11 protein-coding genes are annotated in these 12,253 nt (G+C 71.0%); all 11 read left to right on the forward strand.

What is annotated here, in order from left to right; genetic code table 11:
• Position 1 precedes the first annotated feature (1 nt).
• The 11 genes from lysA to LWP59_RS06585 all read left to right on the forward strand — a co-directional run bounded on the left by lysA (position 2) and on the right by LWP59_RS06585 (position 12,211).
• Positions 2-1,435: a diaminopimelate decarboxylase gene (lysA, locus tag LWP59_RS06535; RefSeq protein ID WP_144640276.1), complete on the forward strand. Its 1,434-nt coding sequence runs from the start codon at positions 2-4 to the stop codon at positions 1,433-1,435.
• A 29-nt stretch (positions 1,436-1,464) separates the two neighbouring features.
• Positions 1,465-2,790 carry a homoserine dehydrogenase gene (locus LWP59_RS06540; protein ID WP_144640305.1) on the forward strand — a complete coding sequence of 442 codons (1,326 nt, stop codon included), beginning with the start codon at positions 1,465-1,467 and terminating at the stop codon, positions 2,788-2,790.
• A complete protein-coding gene (thrC, locus tag LWP59_RS06545) occupies positions 2,790-3,854 on the forward strand; it encodes a threonine synthase (RefSeq protein WP_144640274.1) in 1,065 nt (354 codons plus the stop codon). Before LWP59_RS06540 ends, thrC begins: the two co-directional genes overlap by 1 nt.
• Positions 3,851-4,732, forward strand: a complete 882-nt coding sequence (gene thrB, locus LWP59_RS06550) for a homoserine kinase (protein WP_144640271.1) — start codon at positions 3,851-3,853, stop codon at positions 4,730-4,732. The genes thrC and thrB overlap by 4 nt, the downstream gene beginning before the upstream one ends.
• A gap of 388 nt (positions 4,733-5,120) precedes the next feature.
• Entirely contained in the window at positions 5,121-7,097 is a 1,977-nt protein-coding gene (gene rho, locus LWP59_RS06555; RefSeq protein WP_186383304.1) for a transcription termination factor Rho, read from the forward strand.
• Between the two features lie 148 nt (positions 7,098-7,245).
• Positions 7,246-7,473, forward strand: a complete 228-nt coding sequence (rpmE, locus tag LWP59_RS06560) for a 50S ribosomal protein L31 (RefSeq protein WP_144640268.1) — start codon at positions 7,246-7,248, stop codon at positions 7,471-7,473.
• A gap of 104 nt (positions 7,474-7,577) precedes the next feature.
• On the forward strand, positions 7,578-8,657 hold the full coding sequence (gene prfA, locus LWP59_RS06565; protein ID WP_144640265.1) for a peptide chain release factor 1: 1,080 nt from the start codon (positions 7,578-7,580) through the stop codon (positions 8,655-8,657).
• Positions 8,658-8,703: 46 nt separating this feature from the next.
• Positions 8,704-9,567, forward strand: coding sequence for a peptide chain release factor N(5)-glutamine methyltransferase (gene prmC / locus LWP59_RS06570; protein WP_144640262.1), 864 nt, complete (start codon positions 8,704-8,706; stop codon positions 9,565-9,567).
• 153 nt (positions 9,568-9,720) lie between these two features.
• Positions 9,721-10,371 carry an L-threonylcarbamoyladenylate synthase gene (locus LWP59_RS06575; RefSeq protein ID WP_144640259.1) on the forward strand — a complete coding sequence of 217 codons (651 nt, stop codon included), beginning with the start codon at positions 9,721-9,723 and terminating at the stop codon, positions 10,369-10,371.
• Positions 10,371-11,531, forward strand: a complete 1,161-nt coding sequence (locus tag LWP59_RS06580) for a glycosyltransferase family 4 protein (RefSeq protein ID WP_144640256.1) — start codon at positions 10,371-10,373, stop codon at positions 11,529-11,531. The genes LWP59_RS06575 and LWP59_RS06580 overlap by 1 nt, the downstream gene beginning before the upstream one ends.
• Before the next feature lie 479 nt (positions 11,532-12,010).
• Positions 12,011-12,211 carry an AtpZ/AtpI family protein gene (locus LWP59_RS06585; protein ID WP_144640253.1) on the forward strand — a complete coding sequence of 67 codons (201 nt, stop codon included), beginning with the start codon at positions 12,011-12,013 and terminating at the stop codon, positions 12,209-12,211.
• Positions 12,212-12,253 lie beyond the last annotated feature (42 nt).

The following is a 12,253-nucleotide window of genomic DNA, read 5'->3' on the forward strand; positions in this document are numbered from 1 at the left end:
CATGGTCCACCCCGCAGGTCCTCGCCATGCCGATGTGCGCCCGCACGCGGACACGTCCGGGTTCCCGCCCGCTTCGGCGGACGAGCTCGACCGGCTGTACCCGAAGGTGTGGCCGCGCAACACCTACCGTGCGCCGGACGGCGTCGTGCGCATCGCCGGGGTCGACGTCCGCGAGCTCGCCGCGACGTACGGCACGCCGCTGTTCGTGGTCGACGAGGCCGACTTCAAGTCGCGGTGCGCGGAGTACGCCGAGGCGTTCGACGACCCGACGCTGGTGCACTACGCGTCCAAGGCCTTCCTGTGCACCGAGGTGGCCCGCTGGGTCGCGGCGCAGGGGCTGAGCCTGGACGTCGCCAGCGGGGGAGAGCTCGCCGTGGCGCTGCACGCCGGGTTCCCGGCGGAGCGGATCACCTTCCACGGCAACAACAAGTCCGTCGCGGAGCTGGAGGCCGCGGTGGACGCGGGCGTGGGCACCGTCGTGCTCGACTCGTTCTACGAGATCGCCCGCCTCGCCGACGTCGCCGCCCGTCACGACGTCGTGCAGAACGTGCTCGTGCGCGTCACGGTCGGCGTCGAGGCGCACACGCACGAGTTCATCGCGACGGCGCACGAGGACCAGAAGTTCGGCTTCTCGCTCGCCGCCGGGGACGCGGCGGAGGCGGTGCGCCGGGTGCTCAACGCGTCCTCGCTCAAGCTGGTCGGCCTGCACAGCCACATCGGCTCGCAGATCTTCGACTCCGACGGTTTCGAGGTCGCCGCACGCCGGGTGGTCGGGCTGCTCGCCGAGCTGCGCAAGGAGCACGGCGACGAGCTGATCGAGCAGCTGTCCATGGTGGACCTGGGCGGTGGCTTCGGCATCGCCTACACGGACAAGGACAACCCGCCGCCGCCCGCGCAGATGGTCACCCAGATCCGCGAGATCGTGCGCAAGGAGTGCGAGTTCGCGGGCCTGCCGGTGCCCCGGATCGCGGGGGAGCCCGGCCGCGCGATCGCCGGTCCCGGCACGATCACGCTGTACGAGGTCGGCACGATCAAGGACGTTTCGCTGGGGGACGACGAAAGCCGCCGGTACGTCAGCGTCGACGGCGGGATGAGCGACAACATTCGCACGGCGCTCTACGACGCGACCTACGACTGCCGCCTGGTGTCCCGCTCGGCCGACGAGGGGGACGGCGCGGTCGCCGCGGCCCTGTCCCGGGTGGTGGGCAAGCACTGCGAGTCCGGTGACATCGTCGTCCGCGACTGCTGGCTGCCCGACACGCTCGCCCCCGGCGACCTGCTCGCCCTCGCCGCGACGGGCGCCTACTGCTATTCGATGGCCAGCAACTACAACCGGCAGCCGCGTCCCGCGGTGGTCGCGGTGCGCAACGGCAGCGCGCGGTTGCTGCTGCGCCGGGAGACCGTCGAGGACATGCTGAACCTGGAGGTGTCGTGAGCTCCGCACTGTCCAAAGCGGACGCCGAGATGGGGGTGGGCCCCCGCCAGGGGGCCGGAACCAACACCGCACCCGTCCGGGTGGCTCTGCTCGGCTGCGGCACGGTGGGCAGTGAGGTCGCCCGGCTGCTCACCGAGCAGGCGGACGAGCTCGCGGCGCGCGCCGGCGCCCCGGTCGAGCTGGCCGGTATCGCGGTGCGCCGCCCGGACAAGCATCCCGAGCTGCCGCAGCACCTGCTCACCCCGGACGCGGCCGCGCTGGTCGAGTCCGATGTGGACGTCGTGGTCGAGCTGATCGGCGGGATCGAACCGGTCCGCACCTGGCTGCTCACCGCGCTGCGCAAGGGGAAGTCGGTCGTCACGGCGAACAAGGCGCTGCTCGCCGAGTACTCCGCGGAGCTGTCCGAGGCCGCCGACGCCGCCGGTGCGGACCTGTACTTCGAGGCCTCCGTCGCCGGCGCCATCCCGCTGCTGCGCCCGCTGCGCGAGTCGCTCGCCGGTGACCGCATCACGAAGGTGATGGGCATCGTCAACGGCACCACGAACTTCATCCTGTCCGCAATGGACTCGACGGGGGCCGGCTACGCCGAGACCCTCGACGAGGCCAGCCGGCTCGGCTACGCCGAGGCGGATCCGACGGCCGATGTGGACGGTTACGACGCGGCCTCGAAGGCCGCGATCCTCGCGTCGCTGGCGTTCCACAGCCGGGTGACGGCCGCGGACGTGCACCGCGAAGGGATCTCCAGGGTCACCGCGTCCGACATCGCGGCCGCGAAAGCCCTAGGACGCACGGTGAAGCTCCTCGCGATCTGCGAGCGGGTGACGGCCGACGACGGTGCCGAGTCGGTCTCGGCCCGCGTGCATCCGGTGATGATCCCGCGCAGCCACCCGCTGGCGGGCGTCGGCGGTGCCTTCAACGCGGTGTTCGTCGAGGCGGACGCCGCGGGCGAGCTGATGTTCTACGGTCAGGGCGCCGGCGGCGCGCCGACGGCCAGCGCGGTCCTGGGCGACCTCGTCGCCGTGGCGCGCAACCGCGTGCTCGGCGGCCGCGGTCCCCGCGAGTCGGCCCACGCGAACCTGCCGGTGCGGCCGATGGGGCAGACCCCGACGCGCTACCACGTCAGCCTCGACGTGGCCGACAAGCCGGGTGTGCTGGCCCAGGTCGCGCAGGTCTTCGCGAACCACGGGGTGAGCATCGCCGCGGTGCGTCAGCGCGACCGGCTGTCCACGGCGAGCCTGGTGATCGTGACGCACCTCGCACCTGACGCGGCCCTCGAGGCGACGATCGAGGCGATCGGGAAGATGGACGTGGTGCACGAAGTGGTCAGCGTGATGCGCGTGGAAGGCGAAGACTGATGAACGCAAAGCCCGGCTGGCCAGGGATCATCGAAGCCTATGCCGACCGGGTGCCGATCCCGGCGGGGGCCAAGGTGGTCACCCTCGGCGAGGGAAACACGCCGCTGATGCCCGCGCCGCACCTGTCCGAGCTCACCGGCGCCGAGGTGCACCTGAAGGTCGAAGGCGCCAACCCCACCGGCTCGTTCAAGGACCGCGGGATGACGGTGGCCATCACGCACGCGCTGGCCAGCGGGCTCAAGGCCGTCATCTGCGCCTCCACGGGCAACACCTCCGCCTCGGCCGCCGCCTACGCCGCGCGGGCCGGGCTCACCTGCGCGGTGCTCGTCCCGCAGGGCAAGATCGCGATGGGCAAGCTCGCCCAGGCGGTCCTGCACGGCGCCCGGATCCTGCAGGTCGACGGCAACTTCGACGACTGCCTCGAGCTCGCCCGCAAGACCGCGATCGACCATCCGGTCACACTGGTCAACTCGGTCAACCCGGTCCGCCTCATCGGGCAGCGCACCGCGGCGTACGAGGTGTGCGACGTGCTCGGCAAGGCGCCCGACGTGCACTGCCTGCCGGTCGGGAATGCGGGAAACATCACTGCCTACTGGGCCGGCTACACCGGATACGCGGCGGACGGGATCGTCGATTCGACGCCGCGGATGTTCGGCTTCCAGGCCGCCGGTGCCGCGCCGCTCGTGCTCGGCGAGCCGGTGAAGGATCCCGACACCATCGCCACCGCGATCCGGATCGGCAGCCCAGCCTCGTGGCAGGGCGCGGTCAACGCCCGCAACGCCTCCGGCGGCCTGTTCGAGAAGGTCACCGACGAGCAGATCCTCGACGCGTACCGGCTGCTGGCGCGCAAGGAGGGCGTGTTCGTCGAGCCGTCCTCGGCCACCAGCGTCGCCGGCCTTCTGCTGACCGCCCGGGACGGGCGGCTGCCCAAGGGCGCGACAGTGGTCTGCACCGTGACCGGCCACGGCCTGAAGGACCCGGCGACCGCGCTGGAGGGCAACGTCGAGGTCGAGCCGCTGGCGGTCGACCCCAGTGCGGTCGCGGCGGCGCTGGACCTGTCATGACCTCGTTCAAGGTGACCGTGCCCGCTTCGTCGGCCAACCTGGGCCCCGGCTTCGACGCGCTGGGGCTGGCACTGGGCCTGCACGACGTGATCGAGGTGCAGGTCATCGAGGCGGGCCTGAAGGTCGAGGTGATCGACGCGGGCGCGGGCGGTGTCGAGGACGTGCCCACCGACGAGACGCACCTGGTGGTCCGCGCGATCCGGCGCACCTGTGAGCGGCTCGGGGTGCGCCCGCCGGGCCTGCACCTGCGTTGTTTCAACAGGATCCCGCACGCGCGCGGGCTGGGCTCGTCGGCCGCGGCGGTGGTCTCCGGGGTCGCCGCGGGCTATGCGCTCGCGGAGAAACCACTCGATCCGGACGCGGTGCACCTCGCGGCGGAATTCGAGGGCCACGCCGACAACGCGGCCGCGAGCCTGCTCGGCGGGCTCGTGATCGCGTGGTGCGAGGACGGCCGGTTCTTCGCCGACCGCCTCCGGGTGCACCCGTCGATCCGGCCCGTGCTGGCCGTGCCCGCGGTCAAGTCCTCCACCGCGGCCACCCGTGGCCTGCTGCCCACCGAGGTGCCGTACGCCGACGCCGCCTTCTGCGCGGGCCGTGCCGCCCTCGCCGTGCACGCCCTGACCTGCGATCCCGCCGTGCTGCTGCCCGCCACCGCGGACCGGCTGCACCAGCACTACCGCGCCCCCGCCTATCCGGCGACGGCCCGGCTCGTACGTGATCTGCGTAACGCCGGGGTGGCCGCGACGGTGTCCGGCGCGGGACCGACAGTGCTCGCGCTGACGACCGACGGAATAATCCCGGCAGGGGTCGGCGTTGAGGGTTTCGTAGTCTCCGAACTGCCGGTGGATTCCGCCGGAGTCCAGGTCACGGCGGGATAGCGGCCTTGCGCCGGTTTCGCGCCACGCCGGGGGTGGTTGTTGCACCACGACTCCGGTCGGTCTACCCTCGGGGGCGTTCGATCACCGTGCGCAGTTCCGCACCCGGTGACGGTCCCGGGGGATCCTTCCCGGATCGCATCTTCAGTTGAAGCCGATGATTCCGCATAGCTGATGCAGGGATGGACCTCAGGCGGGTTTCCGGTGGCCATGGTGACGAATTCAGCAGGCTCCTCTCGGAGCAGGCATCCCGTGTGGCGGCTCCGCCGCCGTGACCTGCCGGTCTCGACCCGGCGAAGCCGCACGGGCAGTAGCGAACCGCTGCGCGATCAGACGCGGGCGGTAGTCCGCTGATCCACCTGGAGGCGTGGATCGGTCAGGAAGGACATGTGTGAGCAACACCGATCTTTTGAGCGGTGACCTGGACACCCAGGCCGCTCCGGCCGCGTCGGAATCAGGGGAACAGGCGAACGGCACCGCGCCCAAGCGCCGTACCGGCGGCCTTTCCGGGATGGTGATCGCCGACCTGCGGGAACTCGCGACCGAATTGGGTGTCGGGGACACCAAGGGCATGCGCAAGGGCGACCTCATCGCCGCGATTCGTGAGCGCCAGGGCAAGGCGCCGCGCAAGCGCGCCGGGTCCGACGACACGCTTCCCTTCGACGGCATCGCCGCGTCCGCCCCGGCGACCGCGCCTGCCGAGAAGAAGCAGGAGAAGCCCGTGGAGAAGGCTGCCGAGCGGCCGGCCGAGAAGGCCCCGCAGGCGGAGAAGGTGACCGAGCGGCCTGCCGCGGAGGAAACCCCTCAGCAGGGTGAGGACGGTGGCCGCCGTGAGAGCGGCAGCCGTCGTCGCCGCGGTTCGAGCCGTGCCGCGGGCAGCCCCGACTCGGGCGGCCAGCGCGACAACTCCCCGCGTGACAACTCGCCGCGTGAGGGCGGGCAGCGTGACGGCGGCCAGCGGGACAACGCCCAGCGTGACGGTGCGCAGCAGCGCACCGAGCAGCCGCAGCGCGAGCGCGGCGGCGAGCAGGGCGGTGGCAACCAGCGTCGGCAGCAGAACAACAACCAGTCGCAGAACAGCCGCGGCCAGCAGGGCCAGGGCGGCCCGGCCGACGGGGACGACGAGGACGGGGGCCGTCGCGGCCGCCGGTTCCGCGACCGTCGCCGTCGCGGCGGTGGCAGCGGCCGTGGTGAGGGCGGCGGCCCGGACACCGAGATCCGCGAGGACGACGTCCTGCTCCCGGTCGCCGGCATCCTCGACGTGCTGGACAACTACGCGTTCGTGCGCACCTCGGGCTACCTGCCGGGGCCGAACGACGTGTACGTCTCGCTGTCGCTGGTCCGCAAGTACAACCTGCGCCGCGGCGACGCCATCACCGGTGTCGTGAAGCAGCCCCGCGAGGGCGAGCAGCAGCGGCAGAAGTTCAACCCGCTGGTGCGGGTGGACAACATCAACGGTCTCGAGCCGGACCAGGCCAAGAAGCGGCCCGAGTTCACCAAGCTCACCCCGCTCTACCCCAACGAGCGGCTGCGCCTGGAGACCGAGTCGCACAAGCTGACCACCCGCGTCATCGACCTGGTGATGCCGGTCGGCAAGGGCCAGCGCGCACTGATCGTGTCGCCGCCGAAGGCGGGCAAGACCACGATCATGCAGGACGTGGCGAACGCGATCACCACGAACAACCCCGAGTGCCACCTGATGGTCGTCCTCGTCGACGAGCGTCCGGAAGAGGTCACCGACATGCAGCGCTCGGTGAAGGGTGAGGTCATCGCCTCGACCTTCGACCGGCCGCCGTCAGACCACACCTCGGTCGCGGAGCTGTCCATCGAGCGGGCCAAGCGGCTCGTGGAGATGGGCATGGACGTGGTGGTGCTGCTCGACTCGATCACCCGCCTCGGCCGTGCGTACAACCTGGCGGCCCCGGCGTCCGGCCGGATCCTCTCCGGTGGTGTCGACTCGACAGCGCTGTTCCCGCCGAAGCGTTTCCTCGGCGCGGCGCGCAACATCGAGAACGGCGGCTCGCTGACCATCTTCGCCACGGCGATGGTGGAGACCGGCTCCACCGGTGACACGGTGATCTTCGAGGAGTTCAAGGGCACCGGCAACGCCGAGCTCAAGCTCGATCGCAAGATCGCCGAGCGGCGGGTGTTCCCGGCCGTCGACATCAACCCGTCCGGCACCCGCAAGGAGGAGCTGCTGCTCTCGCCGGACGAGCTGGCCGTGCACCACAAGCTGCACCGGGTCCTGCACGCGCTGGACTCCCAGCAGGCGATCGACCTGCTGCTGTCCCGCCTGCGCAAGACCAAGACCAACATCGAGTTCCTGATGCAGGTCTCGAAGACGGCGCTCGGCACCGACGACGACTGACGTCCTCCGGCGCGCCCCGTCCCCGGAATAGCCCGGGGACGGGGTGCGTTGTTGGGGACGTCAGCTGGTCTGGCAAAATCAATCCGCTGAAGTCCGGCTCCGGTTCACCTCGCGTGCGGGGACCCGGCGGCCACGAAGAGAGGACCCCATGAAGAGCGGTATTCACCCCGAGTACGTCCCGACCACGGTGACGTGCGGCTGCGGTAACACCTTCACCACGCGGAGCACCAAGACCTCCGGCAACATCACGGTCGAGATCTGCTCCAACTGCCACCCGTTCTACACCGGCAAGCAGAAGATTCTGGACACCGGTGGCCGGGTCGCGCGCTTCGAGGCGCGCTACGGCAAGCGTCAGAAGAAGACCGACGCCAAGTAGCTTGATCGACGGCGCCCGCCACCCGGTACCGGGGGGCGGGCGCCCGTTTTTGTATTGGGCACTGTCGTGTCCAGGTCTTTTCTTGCCGAAACAGAGGTCTTGAAGTGGATTCGTCCTCCCTGCGTGGACTGCTCGACGAGCACGCCGAGCTGGAGAAACAGCTCGCGGACCCGGCGGTGCACGCCGACCAGACCCGGGCACGCAAGCTGGGCCGCCGCTACGCCGAGCTGAGCCCGGTGGTCAGGGCCATCGGCGAGCTGGACAGCGCCCGTGGCGACCTCGCCGCCGCCCAGGAGCTGGCCCACGAGGACGCCGGCTTCGCGGCCGAGGCCCAGGAGATATCCGCGCGCATCCCGGCACTGGAGTCCAAGCTGACCGAGCTGCTGCTGCCGCGCGACCCCTACGACGGCTCGGACGTCGTGATGGAGATCAAGTCGGGGGAGGGCGGCGAGGAGTCCGCGCTGTTCGCGGGCGACCTGCTGCGCATGTACCTGCGCTACGCCGAGCGGCACGGCTGGAAGGCCGAAGTACTCGACTCCGTCGACTCCGACCTGGGCGGCTACAAGGACGTCACCATCTCGCTCAAGAGCAAGGGCGGTAACAACGCCGTCGCCGACGGCGTCTGGGCTCGGTTGAAATACGAGGGCGGGGTGCACCGCGTGCAGCGCGTACCGGCGACCGAGTCCCAGGGCCGCATCCACACCTCCGCCGCCGGCGTGCTGATCTACCCCGAGCCCGAGGAGGTCGAGGTGGAGATCGACCCCAACGACCTGCGCATCGACGTGTTCCGCTCGTCCGGGCCGGGTGGGCAGAGCGTGAACACCACCGACTCGGCCGTGCGCGTGACGCACCTGCCGACCGGGATCGTGGTGTCCTGCCAGAACGAGAAGTCGCAGATCCAGAACCGGGCGCGGGCCATCCAGGTGCTGCAGGCCCGCCTGCAGGCGCTCGCCGAGGAGGAGGCCGCCAGCAAGGCGGCGGACGCCCGCCGCTCGCAGGTCCGCACGGTGGACCGGTCCGAGCGCGTGCGCACGTACAACTTCCCGGAGAACCGCATCTCCGACCACCGGGTCAACTACAAGGCCTACAACCTCGACCAGGTGCTCGACGGGGACCTGGACGCGGTGCTCGACGCCCTCGCCAACGCGGACCGGGAGGAGCGGCTGGCGTCCGCCGGGTCGTGATACCGGGTGCGCGTGTTCCGCCGCGCGCTGTGCCAGAGTTAGAGCTGTGAAGCGGCAACCCTTGCGCCTGGCGATCCTCGAGGCGACCAGGATCCTGGAGGCTGCCGGCGTCGCGTCGCCCCGGACCGACGCCGAGCTGCTCGCCGCCCACGTGCTGGGGGTGGAGCGCGGGCGGCTGCCGCTGATCCCGCTGGTGGACCCGCCGGTGATCGAGTCCATCGGGCAGCTCGTGGCGCAGCGCGCCAAGCGGGTGCCGCTGCAACACCTGACCGGCTGGGCCGCGCTCGGCGACATCACCGTCAGTGTCGGGCCCGGTGTGTTCATCCCGCGACCCGAGACCGAGCTGCTCCTCGAATGGGGCCTGAAGCTGCTGAAGGGGCGCGAGTACCCGGTGGTCGTGGACCTGTGCACCGGTTCAGGCGCGCTGGCACTGGCCCTCGCGCACGCTCGGCCGGACGCGGTGGTCTACGCCGTCGACATCGACGCGACCGCGCTCGCCTGGGCGCGGCACAACGCCGACGCGTGCGCCGCGGAGGGCGACACCCCGATCCGGCTGTACTCCGGCGATGTCGGCGACAGCACGATCTTCGCGGAGCTGGACGGTCTCGTGGACCTCGTGGTGTGCAACCCGCCGTACGTACCGCCTGGCGGCGAGCTGCCGCCCGAAGTGATCGACTACGACCCGGCGCAGGCCGTGTTCGCGTCCGAGGCCGGGCTCGCGGTCGTCCGCCAGGCCGTCGCGACGGCGGCGCGCCTGCTCAAGCCCGGTGGGGGCATGGCCGTCGAGCACGACGACTCGCACGGCGCGGCCGCCCCCGCCATCGTCGCCTCGCGCAAGGTCCTCACCGACGTCCAGGACCATCCGGACCTGACCGGACGCCCGCGGTTCGTGACCGCACGCCGCGTGTAGGAGTCCGGGCGACCCGATGTCCGCTTCCAGCCGCATCCGGGCAGCACCACCACCCGCTACCGAGCCTCGACACGCCCCCGGGAACAGGGCCGGTCGTTGCTCCACCACCACCCTCAACGGAGACGCTACGCGCCGCCGAATAGTCTGCACGCCATGAGTGCGGTGTACGACTGCAGCCGGCCGGAGTCGCGGGCGGAAGGGTTGGCGGCGGCGGCGAGCGCGGTGCGTTCGAGCCGTCTGGTCGTGCTGCCGACCGACACGGTGTACGGCATCGGCGCGGACGCGTTCGACGCCGGGGCGGTGCGATCGCTGTTGCGCGCGAAGCACCGCGGACCGGACATGCCGGTCGGCGTGCTGGTCGGTTCATGGTCCACAGTAGACGGTCTGGTGCTCGGAATGCCGCCCCAGGCAAGAGCTTTGGTCGAGGCGTTCTGGCCCGGCGACCTTTCGCTGGTCCTCCCGCACGCGCCGAGCCTGCAGTGGGACCTCGGCAGCACGCGCGGCACCGTGATGCTGCGGATGCCACTGCACCCGGTCGCGCTGGAGCTGCTGCGCGAGGTCGGCCCGATGGCCGTCTCGAGCGCGAACGTCTCGGGGCAGCCGCCGGCGTCCACCGCGCAGGAGGCGCAGGACCAGCTCGGCGACTCGGTCTCGGTGTACCTCGACGGCGGGCCGAGCGGCGATCCCGTGCCGTCGACCATCGTGGACCTCACCGGCAGCGAGCCCCTCCTGCTGCGCGAGGGCGCCGTGAGCGCGGCGGCCGTGTCCGAGGTGCTCGGCGTGCCGGTGACCGCCCCGTCCTGATGACTCCTATCGCCACAGCCGGGCTGCCGATCCGGGAGTACATCCTCGTCGGGCTCATCTCGGCCACCCTGACCTTCCTGCTCACCGGCCTCGTGCGCCGGTTCGCGATCCGGGCCGGGGCCATCGCCAACCCGCGCGCCCGCGACGTGCACGTCATCCCGATCCCGCGGATGGGCGGGCTCGCCATGTACCTCGGCGTCGCCGGCGGCATGGCGATGGCCCACCAGCTGCCCGTGCTGCGCCGCGCCTTCGAGTACTCGCTCGACCCGGTCGGGGTGCTCATCGGCGGCGGCGTGATCGTGCTGATCGGGGCGGTCGACGACCGGTTCGAGATCGACGCCTGGACCAAGCTCGCCGGGCAGGTGCTGTGCGCGGGCATCCTGGTCATCTTCGGCGTGCAGTGGAACGTGTTCTGGGTACCGTGGGGCGGCAACGGCGACGCGCTGGGCTCGGTGGTCACCCTCGACAGCAACCAGGGCAGCCTGCTCATGGTCGTGCTGGTCGTGCTGCTGGTGAACGCGATGAACTTCGTCGACGGCCTGGACGGGCTCGCCGCCGGCCTCGGGTTCATCGCCGCGGCCGCCACCTGCGCGTTCTCGCTCGGCCTGCTCAACTCCGCCGGCGGCGACGTGGGCACCTACCCGCCCGCGCTGATCGCCGCGACCCTGGCCGGCGCGTGTCTGGGCTTCCTCCCGCACAACTTCCAGCCCGCGAAGATCTTCATGGGCGACTCCGGCTCGATGATGATCGGCCTGATGCTCGCCGGCGCCACCACCTCGGCCTCCGGCAAGATCAACTACACCCGGTTCGGCGGCTCGGACGCGCTCGCGCTGCTCTCGCCGCTGCTGGTCGTGGTCGCCGTGCTGTTCCTGCCGGTGCTGGACCTGCTGATGGCCGTCATCCGGCGCACCCGGCGCGGGGAGAGCCCGTTCGCGGCGGACAAGATGCACATGCACCACCGGCTGCTGGAGATCGGGCACTCGCAGCGGCGGGCCGTGCTGCTCATTTACCTGTGGGCCGGGCTGCTCGGTTTCGGCGCCGTTTCGCTCACCCTGTTCGACACCACCGCCGTGCTCTGGATCGTGGGCCTCGGACTGGTGCTGGCCGCACTCGTTTCCGTGGTCCCGAGACTGCGCAGGCCGCCCGGCCCGCTCGCTTAGGAGTACGCCTGTACGGGATGCGCCGACTGACTGGTATTGTCCACGACATGGAGGCGGCTTTGGTCGTTCTTCCGGAGCGAGTCCCCGACCTGCAGCGTGGCGATCGAGCGAAATCGCCGTACCCGCGCTCCCGGTTCGGATCGCCGCCGGGCAACTGCCAGAGTTTCCAGACCGTCCCCGCGTACCGGCCGGGAAGGAACGCCCTCCTGCAGTTGCCCGAAACGTGTCAGGTACGTTAAGTCCAGATCATGACGATTCGCCCGGCGGGATGAACGCCACCGGGAGAACCGGAAGGAGCCCGAGTTGGGCGCGCTGGTAGTCGCCGAGGGAACGGTACCCGTTCCCCCTCCGGCCCCGGTGTCAGCGTCGGCGTCCCGCCTGCCGGCCATGTCGCGGCCGTCCTCGTCGTGCCTCGACGGTGAACAAGGAGGTACGCATGACCGGTTCCCGCGCCCGTACAGGCCTTCGGTAGCACGGCCGTGCCCGGCAAGCAGCCCAGTCCGGCCCAGCTCATCGGGGTCGGCTCCACGGTCGTGGTCATGGTCGTCGGCTTCACGGTCCTCGGCTGGTACGTCGACGGCCGGGTCCACTCCTCGCCGGCATTCGTGTTCACCGGGCTGGCGGTCGGCATCGTGACAGCCTGCGGCTACGCCTACTCCCAGTTCCGGAAGTTCTTCTGAGAAGCGAAATCGAGGATTCAGCCGTGTCAGCGACAGACGCCG

Origin of the sequence: Amycolatopsis acidiphila (assembly GCF_021391495.1) — a bacterium.
Classification (GTDB): domain Bacteria; phylum Actinomycetota; class Actinomycetes; order Mycobacteriales; family Pseudonocardiaceae; genus Amycolatopsis_E; species Amycolatopsis_E acidiphila.